This is a genomic window from Pseudomonas sp. Seg1 (genome assembly GCF_018326005.1).
Classification (GTDB): Bacteria; Pseudomonadota; Gammaproteobacteria; order Pseudomonadales; family Pseudomonadaceae; genus Aquipseudomonas.
In genome coordinates, this window is record NZ_AP021903.1 from 2,442,737 (window position 1) to 2,458,302 (window position 15,566).

Sequence of the window (15,566 nt, forward strand, 5' to 3'; positions counted from 1 at the left end):
TGTGGCGAGGGGCTCTGTGGCGAGGGGATTCATCCCCGATGGGCTGCGCAGCAGTCGTCGCTTTTAGCCTGTAAATGCGGGGCCGCTTCGCAGCCCATCGGGGATAAATCCCCTCGCCACAAAAACTCCCTACCCACAAATCTTTGTTCGCCTTACATGTTCTGATAATCGGAATTGGCTTCATGACGCGATCCAGCTCAGTGCAAACAGGGTCTCCCCCGGCAAATCGAAGCTGACGCGCCCATCGCGGCAGGCAAATGGTGCGTCGCGGCTGCGGTTGTCCGCTCCGAAGTAGCGCAGGGCGCCATTGTTCAGCGGGCACTTGGCGCCGCTCAGATCGATACGCTGCAAACGCGTGCCTTTGTTCACCCCGAGCAATCCGCGTTGCTCATCACCGGCCATCGCCAGCACATCGACTTCAAACGCATCGTTCTCCAGCCACAGCACCTTATGCAGCCAGTGCTGCGCGATGAACTGCTGAGCCAGGCCCACCGGTTTCAACTCGAAACGATCATCGCCGAGTACCCGCAACATGCCCTTGGGGTACTGCGGCTCATCGGCGGCCTGGAACCAGTTGAGCATGGTCAGCAAGCCGTCCTGCGAAGCGTTGATCACCACCGACGCCCACCACAGCGAGGTGTAATGGGTTTCCTGATCGTAGGGGCTGAGGCTGGAGCCGCTGGACAGATTGGTCTGATCGAGCAGCAGGGCCTTGCGCGGCTGGCCGTTACCATCAAGGCCAACCAATTCGGCGGCGCGGCGCACGCTGTCGCGATAGACGCGAGTGGCGAGCAGATCGCGGATCATCCATTCGTGCCAGGCCAGCGCATCCACCTGATCGGCGGACTCGTTGAGCAAACGGCGCGCCCAGTCGATGCCGCGCTTGTCCGCCGCGTTATTGGCGAACGGCCCGTTGACCAGGCGCGAACTGGCCGGCATGGCGATGCGTACGCCAGCCTTGGCATTCGCCCGGTCGCTGCGCACCTGGCGGGCCATGCTGGTGAAAATCGCCTGATACTGCGCGTAGCTCGAATAGTTGAGGTTCGGCTCGTCGGCGAAACCGATGTAGTGGGTGCCTTTGCCGCCCAGTGCTCGTGTGCTGGCGAGCCACGCATCGAGGCCGCTGTTGCTTTGCACATCGGCGCGTAAATCGGCCTGACGCTGACTGCCGGCGAGCAGGGTGATGTCCTGTTTGATGCCGAAACGATCCTGATAAACCTGACGGAACGCGTCTTCGAACTGCGGGTTCTTCGCCGTCACATCAACAAAACTGTAGTAACTCGCCGCCGTCGGTTTCAGCGCATCGAGCGCCGCATGACTGGCTGCTGGCGGCATCACGTAGGGCAGGGCGATGCCCAGATCCGGCGTGCGCCCGAGGACTTTGTCGTGCAGGGTCAAACGGATCTGCCCGGCGTCTTCGCGCAGCGGTTTGAGTTGCTGCGGGTTCTGCGCAAACAGATTGGCGGTGCCATCAAGCCAGAACGCCGCTTTACCGCTGCCCTGCAAACGCAGGCGCCAGACTTGTTCCTGGGCGCTGACCGGCAGTGCGAGCTGATCGAACTGCCAATAGGCGCGATAGGGTTTCAGTGTCAGTGTCAGCGCTTGCCCGTCACCCACGCGCTGCGCCTGCAACGCACTGACACCGCCATGAAACTTGCCGGCCAGCACTGCACGTTCGCCGGGCGCGACTTTGAAATACAACGTGTCGCCGTTCTGCGTCTGCGCGCTGAAATGCACTTTGGCCGGGGCGAACAGGGCGACCGTGCGCTCGTCATGTTCGATGCGATAGTTGCGAAAGCTGTAGCCGGGAATCTCCAGTCGATAACTGGCTGCGCCGGGCAGCAATGGCCAGCTCTGACTGCCACGGGTTTCGCTGGCCTGGATAAACCGGTCGCCCTGCAATTTGCCCTGGCCGTCGAGCAGGTACAGATGCTCTTCGTTGGCATCCGCCTGCCACGCTGGCGTCCAGCGCACGGTCAGCGTGTCCGGGCGATCGCTTTGCAGATACAGGCTGCCGTCACGGATCTCGCCCCAACGCATCGACGCGGCAAACGCGTCCAGCGACAGGCCGAGACCGAGCAGCAGGGCCAGGCCTTTCATGCGGCTTTCCTTTGCAGAATCTGCAGCATGGGCAGGACATCGCGCGGCAGGATGATCAGGGTTTGCCAGAACGGCACGCCGCTCAAACGGCAGTAAAGCACCAGCATCGCCACGGTCACCGCCAGATAGGCAATCGACGAAGCCGCCGCCGCGCCAACAATGCCATAGGCCGGAATCAGCACCAGGTTCAGCGCCAGATTGAGCAGGGCGCCCAGGCCCATCAGCAGCGACACCGTGCCGGGACGATTCTTGCCGAGCAAGTCGAGGCGCAGAATGCTCGCGTAGCACAGGCCCAACAGCCCCGGCAGCAGGGCGAGCAACGCCGGATACGCCGGTTGGTAAGCGGCGCCGAACAGGGTGACGATCAGCCATTCGCCAATCACCGCCATGCTCAGGCAGGCGCCGAGCATTACCGTCGCGGTCAGGCGCAACGCCAGCGGAGTGACTTTATCCATGCCTTCGTCCTGCTGCAGCAGGCGTTTCATCAATGGTGTGGTCACCGCTTCCGGGACGATCAGCAGCAGTTCGGCGGCAGCGCTGGCCATGGCGTAATGACCGAGCGCGGTGCTGCCGAGCAAGGCACCGATAAACAGATAATCCGAGCGCAGAATCACTTGCTGGAACAGCAGGTCCGGATGGCTGCGGGCGCTGTAGCGCAGCAGTTCTTTCTGGCTGGCGCGGTCCCATTGCAGTTGCAATGGCTGTGCGCGTTTGAGCCAGACCCAACCGACCAGCACCACTAGGCTGATCCCGGCCAGCCAACTGATCAGCGCCGCTTCCAGCGCCGCGCTTTGCCACATCCAAAACAGCGCGAGAAACAGCAGCAGCGGTGCCAGCGATTCGACCAGACGCAAGGCGTTGAACGCCACCACGCCGCCCGACGCGTTGTGCAAGGTCAGCAGACCGCTTTTCAAAACCGTCAGTGGTACTGCCAGCAGCAACAACCAGGCGAGCAGACCGAGTTGCACGGTCACATCCAGTTCAGCGCCAAACTCGCGCACCAACGCCACCACCAGCAAGGTCAGCAACGCGGCGAGCAAACAGCCGAACACCAACACCTGACTGAGCAGCAGCCCCATCGGTCGCTGCTTGGCCGCTTGATAACCCACCGCCGAATTCAGCCCGCCACTGGTGGCCGCGCTGATCAGATCCGGCAGCGTGCTGAGCAGCGCAAACAGCCCGCGCTCACTCGGCCCGAGGATCCGCGCCAGCAATACGTTGCGCAGCAAACGCAGGGCGATCATCGCCAGTTTGGTGCCCATGCTCAGCGCCAGATGCTTGAGGTAGCTGCCTCGGCTCATGGCCGCGCCCCGCGAAAGATCCGCCACGACAGCAGTTCCGGATTGCGCGCCGTGCGCTGGCTGACACCGAAACGCGGCAGATTCAGCGGATCGCCTTCACCGCGATAGATGCCGGTGCCGGTGCCGAGCGCAAACGGATAGTCATGGCTGGCGATCTGTTGGCGCACGCGTTCATCGTTGTCGCCGTTGGGGTAGCAATACACCGGCAACGGCCGATTGCAGCCGTTGTGCAGGGCATCGCGGCTGCGGCTGATTTCTTCGTCCAGACGTACATCGTCCAGACCGGTGAGGATCGCATGACTGGCGCCGTGCGGGCCGAAACGCACCAGCCCGGAAGCCTCCAGTGCGCGCACTTGATGCCAGTCCAGCGCCTGCGGTTGCGACTCTTGCGGGCATTCGTCGGTCAGGCGTTCAAGCTCCTGCGGATCAAGGGTCTTCAGGCCTTGCAGATAATGCAGCAGCGCCAGGCTGCGGCGCTCGACATCAATGTCATCGACCAGCACCGGCAAGGGGTGATGCATGGCATGCAGGCATTCGATCAGGTGCATGCGCGCCTTGTCGCCGTGGCTGCCCCACAGGGTTTCGCCGAGGCTTTCCCACCAGAAGCGCTGACGGCTGCCGATGAAGTCGGTGGAGAGAAAAATGCTCGCCGGCACCTGATGTTTCTGCAGCAGCGGATAGGCGTTGACCGCGTTGTCGCGCCAGCCGTCATCGAAGGTCAGCGCCACCCGTGGGCGCTCGGTGCGCAGCGAGTTGGGCTGGAGGATTTCCATCAGCGGCACGCAATCGAAATGCCGACGCAGCCACACCAGCAAATGCTCGAACGCTTTCGGCCCCACACACAGCTCGTTGCGGTGCGGCAGGTCGGCGGCGCGGTCGTTCGACAGCACGCGGTGCAGCATCAGAATCACCCCGGCGCCGTGCAACTGGTTGCGGCCCACGGACGAGTTGAGATAGAGCCAGCCACTGGTGCGTTTTATCAGTTGTTTGATCGCCATGGCTTCGGTCCTCTTAACGGTTCTGTTCAGGATTCCACTGGGCATATCGCTGACCGCGCAGGAACTGCCACAGGCCAAGACTCATCCCGGCAAGGGTGACCAGCAGAAACGCGGCGAGGCGGAACGGTTTGGGCAAGCGGTGTTGCGAATCCAGCAAACCGGCAATCGCCACGGCATAGCCGAACAGTTGCGCGATCAGTGCCAGGCGATAAAAGCCGTGGTCATCCCACAGCCAGAAATTGCTCAGCAACAGCGGCAGCAGGAGGATCGGCGCGAGACGACGGATCAGCTTGTGGCTGATCAACGCAATCGAATACAGACCATATTTCAGCGGATTGAGCAGTTCGCGGCGCTGCGCGAGGCTTTGCAGGCCACCGACGGTGACGCGTTGACGGCGGCGGAATTGTTTGTCCGCTTCATCCACACCGTGATCGATTACCTGTGCCTCAGGCACATAGACGATGCGTTTGTGTGCCACTGGTGCGCAGGTGCTGATAAAGAAATCGTCATTCACTTCGGCCGGCACGTTCTGGAACAACTCGCGGCGCAGGGCGAGCAGGGCACCGTCGGCGGAGACCATGCAGCCGGTGCGATTTTCAACCCGGCGCAACCAGCCTTCGTAATGCCGATACAGACTGTCACCGACGCTCAAACCGCCGCCGGTGACCGGAATCACCATGTGCCCGGCACAGCCGCCGACGTTGGGATCATTCAGCGGTGCGAGCAGATAACCGAGGGTCTCGCGTGACCATTGGTTGTCGGCGTCGGTGAACACCAGTATGTCGCCGGTGCTCACGGCCACGCCGGCATTCAGCGTGGCGGCTTTGCCCTGGCGCGGCAGGTCGAGGACGGTGATGCGCGGGTCGACGACTTTGTGCGCGCAAGCCACGGTGTCATCGGTCGAGCCGTCGCTGGCGAGAATGATCTGCAACGTCGCCGGCTGATAATCCTGCGCCAGCAACGTGCGCAACTTGTGCTCGATGTGCCGCGCCTCGTTATGCGCGGCGATCACGATGCTGATGTTCAGCGGCGGTGCCGGCGTGTGGCGCCAGGCCGGAAACAGAGGCGCCAACAGTGTCAGCAGCAGTGGATAGCCGACATAGGCGTACACCGGCAGCAACAGGCACATCCAGAAAATGAATTCAGCCACGGGCAGGCCTCCTGGCGTTCCAATGACACAGACTGAGAATGAACGCAGCGCCGGCCAGGTGCAGACGCACCCAGTGCAGGCCCCACAGTTGCAGGGTCAGGCCGATATTGTGGTGCTTGGCGCTCTGCCGCAGGCTGAGGATCAGGCCCGGAATCAGGGTCAGGATCACCATGATTGCGGCGTGATGCGGGAAACCGTCGAGCAGCGCCGAGATCGCCAGAAAATCGAGTACCCAAACGGCAATCGACAGCATCGGAAAACGCAGCAGGCGCAGGCTGAAACCGTGGGTGCGCAGCAATTGCAGATGACTGCCCTGACGCCACAGCTCCTTGCCCATCCATTCACGCCAGTTCATTTCGTAACCCCAGTGCAGGGCGACGTTGTTGTTGACCGACAACAGGATGGCGCCGTTTTCACGCAGGCGCAGGGTGAACTCCTTGTCCTCGCCGGTGCGCAGGGTTTCGTTGAATCCGCCGACCTTGTCGAACCACGTCCGGCGCATCAGCAGGTTGGCGCTGGGCAGCCAGTCGACCACATGCGAGGCCTGCGAAGACACGCGCAAGGTGCGCCGTTGCCACGCGGTGGCATACCACGGCGCCTCAGCCGGGGTGTGCAGATCGAGACCAAACACGTCGGCCTGCGCACTGGCCTCCAGATCGAAAAGCGGCGTCAGCCAGTCTTCCGGCATCTCGATGTCGGCGTCGATAAACGCCAGCCATTCACCGGTGGCGATGGCCGTGCCGCGATTGCGCAGGGCGCCGATCAACAGCCCCGGCAGGCTCAAGACCTGTGCACCGAACTGCCGGGCAATGTGCGGTCCGTTGTCGCTGGAACCGTTGTCGACCACGATCAGTTCGCACTCGATATTGGCCGCGTGCGCGGCTTTTTGCGCGGCCAGCAGCGTGCGGCCAATGTGCCGGGCTTCGTTGAACATCGGGATGACGATACTGATCCGGCTCATGCGCGGGCCTCCGTCAGGGGGGCCTGCTCGGCTTTCACACGCAGGACGCTGGTCAGCGCGAGCATGATCCACACGTACTTCTGGTTCGGCGCGCTGAGGAACATCAAAAACAGCGTCAGCGAGAGAAAACTCACACCCAGGTGGGTCATCAAGTCGGCTTGTTGCCAGTCACGCCGCAGCATCCATGCGGCGCGTGCGCGAATCAGGTTGTACAAGCCGAGGCCGAGCATGCCGACGAACATCAGCCCGGCGGGAATCCCCAATTCACTGAAGATTTCCAGGTAAGTGTTGTGAGCGCGGCGGTAGAGATCGCCGATCTTGCGGTTGGCGGAGAACGCCTTGGCGTAACCGGTGGTGGCGTAGTGCAGCGGGAAGGTGCCGGGGCCGGAGCCGAGCAGCGGGTTCTCGCGGATCATCTGGCTGCCGACCACGATGTACGAGGCGCGCCGGCCGAGAGATTCGTCGTTGTGGCCCTTGGCGCCGGCACTCAACACGCTCAGCGATTGAATCCGCGCAATGTAGCCGGCGGGCATCGCATAGATCGCCAGCGGAATCACGATCGCCGCGCCGAGCATGGCGAAGCCCAGATGCCGCGGCCGAATCCGCGTCAGTTGCGAGCGGTAATGCCAGCAGCCGATCAACAGACTGAGGGCGATCACCACCAGCCCCGAACGCGATTCAGTCTTGGTCATGCCGCCCAGCAACAGCAGGCAGCAACCGCCCCAGAACAACCGGTGCAGCAGGTTCGGGCTGCGGATCACCAACAGCAGGCCCAGCGGAATGGCGAAAGCGATCAGCATGGCAAAGGCGTTGGGGTCTTCGAGCAGGCCGGCGGCGCGACCCTGATCCTGAAACTTGGTCGAGAACATCGCCATCGCACAAGTGGCGCTGACGGCGAGGGTCACCAGTCGGGCGAACAGGTCGAGGTTCAGCTCGCGGCCGATCAGCAGGGTGATGACAAACAGGATCAGGCCAACGCTGAGTTCGCGCAGGTGCCCCAGCGACATGCCCATGTCATCGGTGTTGAGCAGGCTGAGGAAGTACAGAACCATGAACCAGACCAGGTAACGCCAGATGTTGCTGCGCAGGCGTTCGGAGGGAATCTGGTGCAGCGCCAGTTGCAGCATCAGGATCACCGCCAGCGAAGCGCCGATCAGTTTGCTGCCCGACAGCGAGCTGTCCTTGAAGAAACCCTCGAATGGCACCAGCGCGGCAATCCCGAGCAGGCCCCAGGTCGGTTTGCGATACAGCACCGCGAAACCCACCAGGCCCAGCACCGCTCCCGGCGCCAGATACGGATAAGGGCTGGCCAGCAAAGCGATGCAGACCAGACCGAGCAAACTGACGATCGAGAGCGGGAAAATCATGCGCGTGCCTCCCGTGCCGTGCGGATGTACAGCTGCGACCAGCGTTCGGCGAGGGCCTTGAGGTCGTAGCGATCCTGTTGCGTGCGTTTCGCGTTGTCACGCAGTTGCCGCGCCAGTTTCGGCTCAGTCAACAGCGTGTCGAGCTGGCGGGCGAGGGCATTGCTGTCGGCGGGTTCGGCGAGCAAGCCGTTGTGCCGGTGTTCCAGCACATCGGGAATCCCACCGACGCCGAAGGCGACCACCGGCACACCGGCCTGCATCGCCTCGAGCAAAATCATCGGCGTGCCCTCAGTGCGCGAACTGATCACCAACGCATCAAGGCGTTGCCACCACGGTTGCATGACGGTCTGGTAGCCCGGCAGGCGAATCCGTAGCTGCAAACCGGCGCTGTCGATGCGTGCCTGCAGCGCCTCGCGCTCCGGGCCGTCGCCGAGCATCACCGCATCCAGTTGCGGATGCTGATGACACAGCGGGATCAGCGCATCGAGAAACAGATCCGGACCTTTCTCACTGCTCAAACGGCCGACATAACCGGCGAGCCAGCGCTGCCGATCGGCGTCATGAATCATTTGCCCATGGGCGGCGGGCAAGCCGTTGGGGATCACCTGCAACTTCTCCGCCCGAACGCTGGCCTGACGGTGCAACACGGCGATGCTTTCCGCCACGCAGACCACCCGATCCACCGACGCGGTGCGGCACAGTTGCAGACTGAGCCAGGTGTAGAACTTCTGCTTGCGACTGCGTGGCGTGAAACCGTGCTGGGTGATCACCAGCGGCAGGCGCAACAGGGTTGCGCCGACCCAGCCGAACAGCAGGCCTTTGAAATTGTGCGTATTGATCAGCGGCCGCTCGCTCTGCCGCTGGCGCAAGTGCCGCAGCAATTCGCCTAGTCCGGCGCAGCCACGGCAGTCCACCCCGGCCTGACGAAAGCGCGCGATCAGTTCTGGCGGCGCGTCGAGAAACAGCACCTGATGCTGTCCCGGCGTCGCCAGACAATGATCCAGCAACATCCGCTCGGCCCCATAGAAACCGCCGCTGCTGAGCAAATGAATGATCGGCAGCGCGGCGTTCGGGGACGGTGCGGTGTTCAATTGCGCACCCAGTACAGGAAGCTTGGCACGGTCCAGTTCTTGTGCGGATTGCTCGGCAGCGTGTTCTGGTCGTTGATCACCAACAGCACCGGTACGCCCAGCTCGTGGCTGATTTGCGCCGGGTGTTTGAAGCGGTGATCGAAGAACTCACGCACGTAGACCAGGGCAATCGCCAGCAACAGACCGGTGAACAAACCGAACGGAATGATCAGGCCCGGTTTCGGGAACGCGGCTTCGGTCGGTTCGAACGGCGGGCTCAGCACCCGGGCGTTGGACAGATCGTCGTTGAGCGCGCCGGTGGTGCTGCTTTCGGCAAAGCGCTGGGCGTAGGTCGAGAACGCGGCGTGCAGCGCATCGATTTCGGTGTCCATCTGCCGCAGCTTGCTCTGGGTCTGCTGCAGCTCGTGGATGCGATTCTTGAACTCGGCGATGCGCGCGGTTTTCTGATCGATCACTTGCTTGACCACCGCCAGATCGTTGGTGCGTTCCTGAATGCGGTTGCTCACCACTTTGAGGAATTGCTGACGGGTGCGGGCAATCTGTTCGCGGGTCAGCAGCATCGGTTCACTGCCGGGCTGGAATACCGCCAGGTCATTCATGTAGCGGCTGACCTGAGTGGTCAGTTGCTCGCCCATCTGTTTGATTTCGCGGTCTTCGAACGCCACGTTGTCGACGGTGGTGGTGAAGGTGTAGGGGAAGGTGTAGTCGTTGAGCTTGTTGGTACTGGCAGCGGCCAGCGCGGTTTTCAGGTATTCCAGCCAGCGCTGGCTCTGCAACAGGCGATCCTGGTACAGGTTCAGGGCTTGCTCTTCGGTGTTGATCGCGTTGAGACGGAAGGTGATTTCTTCCTTCGGATCCGACGAACCGACACTTTCCAGCAGTGCCTGACGGTTGCCTTCCAGGCCATCGAGTCGCACTTGATACAGATGCTTCTTCGACTCGTAGAAAGACTGCGGCAGGTCGATCGATTGCAGCGCCTGACGGCTGAACAGGTAGTTCTGCAGCAGCGCCGCAACGAACGTCGTGCCCTGGTGCGGATCAGGGAAGCTGTAGACGATCGAGATCACGTTGGAACCCGGCAAGGTCTCGATTTTCAGCTTGTCGATGGCCTCTTGTGTCAATGCATCAAGTGCAGTGTCCCGCACTGGGTCGGTTTCCAGCCCGAGCATGTTGCGCACCGGGTTGATCACGTACTGGCGCAGTGGCGAACTGACGTAGCGTTTGAACGGCTCGGCCACCAGTTTGCTGAAAATGCCCGGCGAAGGTGTGTATTCACCCTTGTCGCGCAGTTCGCTGATGGTCTGGCGGATCAGCGCCGGGGAACGGAGGATATTGCTCTCCGTTTCCATGTCCGCCAGCGACGGCGGGATGAAGGTGGCGTTGTCCACCGTGAGCGACGTGGTGGCGTCACCCTGGGAGAGTTTTTTCGACTGCACGATCACCTGCGCGGTGATATCGAAGCTCTGTTTGAGCACCAGCGGCAGCAGCAGGGCGATGACTGCAAAGATCAGGAAGACCCGTTTCACCAGTTGCTTGTTGGCGAAGAAGATCCTGAAGAACTCATGCAGGTAGTTTTCCTTTGGATTCATGTCGGTCACCTGAGAGTCAGTTGTTGTTGCTGTCTTTGTTGTCGACGCGGTAGCCGAAGCTGAACCCGACGCCCTGGAACAACACCACGTCAGCCAATTGCCGGGCCAGTTCGCCGGCGCTGGCCAGTTTGGTTTTCGGCACGTAAAGCATGTCGTCCGGTTGCAGATAGGCGATCTGCGAGGCATCACCCGACAGCGCTTTCTCGACGTCGTAACGCACCGCCTGCACCTGATTGCCGTTGCGGCGCATGATCACCACCGAATCCAGCCGCGCCTTGACGTTGGTGCCACGGGCCAGGGTCAACGCTTCAAGCACCGACACCGGCCGGCGGATCGGGTAGGAACCCGGTTGGCCGACTTCACCGAGCACATAGATCTCGTTGCCGGCGGTGGATTTGAGCAACACGTCGACGGTCATGCGGCCGGGCAGTTGCGCGTATTTCTTGTTGAGGAAGGTTTCCAGTTGATTGACGGTCATGCCTTGCAGCGGCACGGCGCCGATTTCCGGGAAGCTCGCGTAGCCGTCGGTGCCGACGGTGATTTCGCGGCTCATGCCGGTGGCCGGATGGTTCAGCGCGCTTTTCAGGTTCTGCTCGTTGGTCAGCGGGCTGATGATCTGCACGGTTAACTGATTGCGGTTGGGCTGGAACAGCTGTTTGCGCTGATAGGCGCGCTGGATTTCCTGACGCGCTTCTTCGCTGGTCAGCCCGGCGATTTTCACCGAGGTGTTGGCGCCCGGCAGTTCGATGGTGCCGTCGGGCAGCACCAGTTGGTTGCCGTTGAGCTGGCTGGCAGCGGTGAAGTTCAGGCCGATCTGGTCACCCGACTGCACGCGGTAGGCGTCCGAGCCGCTGGTGCTGATATGGAAGATCACATCCAGCACATCCTGCGGGCGCAGCGTCTGCTCGATCTTCGGCATGTCGGTGGCCTGGGCGTTGGCCGGGGTGGCGGTGAGGATATTCACCGGCATGTTCTGGGTTTCGGAGTTGCTTGAGCAGCCTGCAAGCGGCAGCATCAGCAGCACAAGAATCTTGGCGTTCATGGCGTCATCCCTCGCGTTCGCTTACAGGTTTTTATAAAGCCATTTCGGCATGTAGTACTTGCGCCGGTTGAACACGCTGCCGACCACTTTGGCCCCGGCCTGGGTCAGGCGTTGCACGGCGGCCTGGGCGACTTCCCAGCGGGTGTCTTCGGCGCGCACCACGAACACCACGCCATCGACCTGGGTGCTGATGACCAGCGTGTCGGCGGCGGAATACACCGCGTCGCCGTCGATCACCACGAAGCGGTACTGGCTGCCCAATTGATCGAGCAACGGGCTCAGGCGCTCGGCGGTCAGGTGCTCCATGGTGCGGATCGGCCGGCCGTTGGGCAGTACGTGAAACGGCAGGCTTGAAACCTGCACCACGCAGTCCTGCAGCAGCGGCGGGTTGTCCGGGTTGAACAGCAGATCGCGCAGGCCGCGCTCTTTGCTCAGGTTCAACTGCTGGGTGAGGTTGTTCGCCGACTGGCTGGCGTCGACCAGCAGCACCTGGCCGCTGCTCATTTGCGCCAGTTGGCTGGCCAGCGCCAGGGCACTGGTGGTGGTGCCCGCGCCGGGGTTGGCGGCGGTCAGGAACAGGATCCGCAGATCGAGGTCCAGCACGGTCGAGGTCAGGTTCGATTCGCTGGGGTTGGCGATGCTCAGGCTTTTGTTGGTTGAACCGTCCATTAGCTTGCTCCGTGGCCGCTGAATACTTTGAAGGGGGTTTTCAACAGGATCTTCAAATCAAGCAAAAGGCTCTGCTCGGCGATATAGCTGAGGTCCAACTCAACGCGCTGGTCGAAGTCGATGTTGCTGCGTCCGGAGATCTGCCACAGGCCGGTCATGCCGGGGTAGATCGCCAGACGGGCGAGGTGATTGTCCTTGTAGCGGTAAGCGTTGAACGAAGTCGGACGCGGGCCGACCAGGCGCATGTCGCCGGTCACTACGTTGATCAGGTTCGGCAGTTCGTCGAGGCTGGTGCGCCGCAGGAAACCGCCGATTCGGGTGATGCGTGGGTCCTTGTCAATCTTGAAGTCGATGGCGTCGGCGCCGTGCTTGTTGAGGTGACGCAGCGACTCTTTCAATTCTTCGGCGTTGCTGACCATGGTGCGGAACTTGAACATGCCGAACTTGCGGCCGCGGTAGCCGGTACGTTTCTGCACGAACATCACCGGGCCTTTGCTGGTGAACTTGATGGCCAGGGCCAGACCCAGCAGCAGCGGCGAAATCAACACCAGAATCATCAGCGCGCCGAGGCAGGCCACCACTCGATTGGTGCGTGACAGCTGCCAGGGACGACCGCCATCGCGGCCTGTGAACCAACCGCGACCCTGACGATGAATCGCTGCATCGAGACGCATCCGGTGCTCGGGGTCAACGCGCTTGTCGCGGCGCATTTGTTGGATCGGTACACCTTTCTCATGTCCAGTCATGGAGTCCTCCGCATTAATTCAGCCGCGAGCGGCGCGTGGGCGATAGGCAGTGGGGTAGTAGTCGCGGAACCAGGCGATGAAACGCCCAAGTCCCTCATCCAGCTCGATCCGGGGCTGGAACCCGGTGGCCTGGGCCAGATCGCTGGCCTCGGCGCAGGTATTGAGCACGTCACCCGGTTGCAGCGGCAGCAGCTCGACAATGGCTTTCTGGCCGAGGTGCTTTTCCATCAGCGCCAGATAGGTTTTCAGCTCGACCGGGTGCTGGCCGCCGATGTTGAACAACCGCCACGGCGCCATGCTGCTGGCCGGGTCGGGCTGCTCGCGATCCCATTCCGGATGGGCGTGCGGTGGCTGGTCGGCGAGGCGTGCGATGCTTTCGATGATGTCGTCGATGTAGGTGAAATCGCGCTGATGCTCGCCGTAGTTGAACAGCTTCAGTGGTTCGCCTTCGCTGATCGCCCGGGCGAACTGGATCGGCGACATGTCCGGCCGACCCCACGGGCCGTACACGGTGAAAAAGCGCAGGCCGGTGCAGGGAATGCCGAACAGGTGGCTGTAGCTGTGGGCCATCAGCTCGTTGGCTTTCTTGGTCGCGGCGTACAACGACAGCGGGTGATTGACGCCGTCCTTGACCGAGTACGGCGTGTGCTGATTGGCGCCATACACCGAGCTTGACGAGGCGTAGATCAGATGGTCGACCGGGTGATGCCGGCAGCTCTCCAGAATGTTCAGGAAACCACCGAGGTTGCTGTCCATGTAGGCCCGCGGATTCTCCAGCGAGTAACGCACGCCGGCCTGCGCCGCGAGGTGGATTACCACTTGCGGGCGTTCGCGGGCAAACAGCGCTTCGATGGCCGACGCATCGGCCAGGTCAACCGCGGCGAGCTGGAAATCGCCGACCTGCGCGCGCACCCATTGCACGCGGTCGTGCTTGAGTTGCGGATCGTAATAGGCGTTGAAATTATCCAGGCCGACCACCGCATGGCCGTCGCGCATCAGCCGCAATACGCAATGAGCGCCAATGAATCCGGCCGCACCGGTGACCAGGATTTTCATGAGCGCAATCCTTCCGGGGCGATGTGGCGCAGGCCGATGCCGCTGTAGTGCAGGCCGGCGGCGGCGAGGTGTTCCGGGTTGTAGAGGTTGCGGCCGTCGATCACCACGCGCGAACGGAGTTTGCTGGCGAGCAGTTCAAAATCCACCACGCGGAAGTTTTTCCACTCGGTGCAGATCACCAGCGCATCGGCGTCTTCGAGGGTGTCGTCGCGGGTGGCGCACAGGTGCAGGTCATCGCGATAGCCGTAGAGGCGCCGGCACTCGGACATGGCTTCCGGATCGTAAGCCTGCACGCTGGCGCCTTCGGCCCACAGCGCATCCATCAGGTAGCGGCTGGGCGCCTCGCGCATGTCATCGGTATTCGGTTTGAACGCCAGGCCCCAGACAGCAATGGATTTACCGGCCAGCCCTTGCGGGAATTGCGCTTTCAGTTTGCTGAACAGGATGTGCCGCTGGGTGTCGTTGACGTCGGTGACACTGCGCAGCAGTTTCAGCGGCATGCCGTTGTGTTCGGCGGTGTGCAGCAGGGCACGCAAGTCTTTGGGAAAGCACGAGCCACCGAAGCCGCAGCCCGGGTAGATGAAGTGGTAGCCGATACGCGGGTCAGAACCGATGCCTTTGCGCACCGCTTCGATGTCGGCGCCGAGCAGTTCAGTGAGGTTGGCCAGTTCGTTCATGAAACTGATGCGTGTGGCGAGCATCGCATTGGCCGCGTACTTGGTCAGCTCGGCGCTGCGGTTGTCCATGAACATCAGTTTTTCGTGATTGCGGCAGAACGGTGCATACAGCTCGCTCATCTGCTCGCGGGCCTCGTCGTCGCGGGCGCCAATGATGATCCGGTCCGGGCGCATGCAGTCGGCGAGGGCGCTGCCTTCCTTGAGGAATTCGGGGTTGGAGACCACGCGCACTTTCAGGCCGATCTTGCCGCGGCGCAGCAGTTCGCTGTCGGCAGCGGCGAGGACTTGATCCGCTGTGCCGACCGGCACTGTGGATTTGATGATCAGGGTGCGATCGGCCTCCATGTGTGAGGCGATCTGCCGGGCGACATTGAGCACGTGACTGAGGTCGGCGGAACCGTCCTCATCGGCCGGGGTACCGACGGCGATGAAAATCAGCTCGGCATGTTCGACGGCATCGCTGGCCTGGGTACTGAATAGCAAACGCCCGGCCTTGATGTTTTCTTCAAGTGTGCCGGACAGTCCCGGTTCGCTGATCGGCGGCACGGCTTGTTGCAGTTGTTTAATCTTGTTCGGGTCTATATCAACGCATAAAACCCGATGACCGACATCTGCAAGTGCGGCGGCTTGAATAAGTCCAACATAGCCCGTGCCAAATACGCTCACGTCCATCTGCGCACCCTCGATAGAGCAAAAAGATAAGTTCGAAATGAGACTGTCAAAAGGGGTATAGCGCAGGGTGGGAAAAGCGTGTCAGCAAAATGACATGTTGCACCTGTATAACAGCCCCAATTTTGGGGGCGATTAGCCATCAAGTGC

General features: G+C 61.9%; 13 protein-coding genes. All 13 read right to left on the reverse strand.

Annotation, left to right across the window (positions count from 1 at the left end; all coding sequences use genetic code 11):
* Positions 1-180: 180 nt before the first annotated feature.
* From KI231_RS10830 to KI231_RS10890, 13 genes are read right to left on the reverse strand one after another with little or no spacing between them, the layout of a single operon-like run.
* On the reverse strand, positions 181-2,100 hold the full coding sequence (locus KI231_RS10830; protein WP_213028208.1) for a hypothetical protein: 1,920 nt from the start codon (positions 2,098-2,100) through the stop codon (positions 181-183).
* The gene (locus tag KI231_RS10835; RefSeq protein ID WP_213028209.1) at positions 2,097-3,401 is read right to left on the reverse strand and encodes an oligosaccharide flippase family protein; all 1,305 of its coding nucleotides are present in this window, start codon (positions 3,399-3,401) and stop codon (positions 2,097-2,099) included. Before KI231_RS10835 ends, KI231_RS10830 begins: the two co-directional genes overlap by 4 nt.
* Positions 3,398-4,399: a polysaccharide deacetylase family protein gene (locus KI231_RS10840; RefSeq protein ID WP_103305821.1), complete on the reverse strand. Its 1,002-nt coding sequence runs from the start codon at positions 4,397-4,399 to the stop codon at positions 3,398-3,400. The genes KI231_RS10835 and KI231_RS10840 overlap by 4 nt, the downstream gene beginning before the upstream one ends.
* Before the next feature lie 13 nt (positions 4,400-4,412).
* Positions 4,413-5,549, reverse strand: coding sequence for a glycosyltransferase (locus tag KI231_RS10845; RefSeq protein WP_103305822.1), 1,137 nt, complete (start codon positions 5,547-5,549; stop codon positions 4,413-4,415).
* Positions 5,542-6,510, reverse strand: a complete 969-nt coding sequence (locus KI231_RS10850) for a glycosyltransferase (protein ID WP_213028210.1) — start codon at positions 6,508-6,510, stop codon at positions 5,542-5,544. The genes KI231_RS10845 and KI231_RS10850 overlap by 8 nt, the downstream gene beginning before the upstream one ends.
* Entirely contained in the window at positions 6,507-7,877 is a 1,371-nt protein-coding gene (locus KI231_RS10855) for an O-antigen ligase family protein (protein WP_213028211.1), read from the reverse strand. Before KI231_RS10855 ends, KI231_RS10850 begins: the two co-directional genes overlap by 4 nt.
* Positions 7,874-8,968, reverse strand: coding sequence for a glycosyltransferase family 4 protein (locus KI231_RS10860; RefSeq protein WP_213028212.1), 1,095 nt, complete (start codon positions 8,966-8,968; stop codon positions 7,874-7,876). The genes KI231_RS10855 and KI231_RS10860 overlap by 4 nt, the downstream gene beginning before the upstream one ends.
* A complete protein-coding gene (locus tag KI231_RS10865) occupies positions 8,965-10,557 on the reverse strand; it encodes a GumC family protein (RefSeq protein WP_213028213.1) in 1,593 nt (530 codons plus the stop codon). Before KI231_RS10865 ends, KI231_RS10860 begins: the two co-directional genes overlap by 4 nt.
* A gap of 16 nt (positions 10,558-10,573) precedes the next feature.
* Positions 10,574-11,599: a polysaccharide biosynthesis/export family protein gene (locus KI231_RS10870; RefSeq protein ID WP_103305827.1), complete on the reverse strand. Its 1,026-nt coding sequence runs from the start codon at positions 11,597-11,599 to the stop codon at positions 10,574-10,576.
* A gap of 21 nt (positions 11,600-11,620) precedes the next feature.
* Positions 11,621-12,268 (reverse strand): CpsD/CapB family tyrosine-protein kinase, encoded by a 648-nt coding sequence (locus tag KI231_RS10875; protein WP_213028214.1) that lies wholly within the window; start codon positions 12,266-12,268, stop codon positions 11,621-11,623.
* Entirely contained in the window at positions 12,268-13,014 is a 747-nt protein-coding gene (locus KI231_RS10880) for a sugar transferase (protein ID WP_103305829.1), read from the reverse strand. Before KI231_RS10880 ends, KI231_RS10875 begins: the two co-directional genes overlap by 1 nt.
* Before the next feature lie 18 nt (positions 13,015-13,032).
* Positions 13,033-14,070 (reverse strand): NAD-dependent epimerase, encoded by a 1,038-nt coding sequence (locus KI231_RS10885; protein WP_213028215.1) that lies wholly within the window; start codon positions 14,068-14,070, stop codon positions 13,033-13,035.
* A complete protein-coding gene (locus KI231_RS10890; protein WP_213028216.1) occupies positions 14,067-15,419 on the reverse strand; it encodes a UDP-glucose dehydrogenase family protein in 1,353 nt (450 codons plus the stop codon). Before KI231_RS10890 ends, KI231_RS10885 begins: the two co-directional genes overlap by 4 nt.
* Positions 15,420-15,566: the final 147 nt, after the last annotated feature.

Excerpts from the sequence above, each read along its gene's own strand:
- KI231_RS10830 (WP_213028208.1), bottom strand. The coding sequence starts at position 2,100 with ATGAAAGGCCTGGCCCTGCTGCTCGGTCTCGGCCTGTCGCTGGACGCG.
- KI231_RS10835 (WP_213028209.1), bottom strand. The coding sequence starts at position 3,401 with ATGAGCCGAGGCAGCTACCTCAAGCATCTGGCGCTGAGCATGGGCACC.
- KI231_RS10840 (WP_103305821.1), bottom strand. The coding sequence starts at position 4,399 with ATGGCGATCAAACAACTGATAAAACGCACCAGTGGCTGGCTCTATCTC.
- KI231_RS10850 (WP_213028210.1), bottom strand. The coding sequence starts at position 6,510 with ATGAGCCGGATCAGTATCGTCATCCCGATGTTCAACGAAGCCCGGCAC.
- KI231_RS10855 (WP_213028211.1), bottom strand. The coding sequence starts at position 7,877 with ATGATTTTCCCGCTCTCGATCGTCAGTTTGCTCGGTCTGGTCTGCATC.
- KI231_RS10865 (WP_213028213.1), bottom strand. The coding sequence starts at position 10,557 with ATGAATCCAAAGGAAAACTACCTGCATGAGTTCTTCAGGATCTTCTTC.
- KI231_RS10870 (WP_103305827.1), bottom strand. The coding sequence starts at position 11,599 with ATGAACGCCAAGATTCTTGTGCTGCTGATGCTGCCGCTTGCAGGCTGC.
- KI231_RS10875 (WP_213028214.1), bottom strand. The coding sequence starts at position 12,268 with ATGGACGGTTCAACCAACAAAAGCCTGAGCATCGCCAACCCCAGCGAA.
- KI231_RS10880 (WP_103305829.1), bottom strand. The coding sequence starts at position 13,014 with ATGACTGGACATGAGAAAGGTGTACCGATCCAACAAATGCGCCGCGAC.
- KI231_RS10885 (WP_213028215.1), bottom strand. The coding sequence starts at position 14,070 with ATGAAAATCCTGGTCACCGGTGCGGCCGGATTCATTGGCGCTCATTGC.
- KI231_RS10890 (WP_213028216.1), bottom strand. The coding sequence starts at position 15,419 with ATGGACGTGAGCGTATTTGGCACGGGCTATGTTGGACTTATTCAAGCC.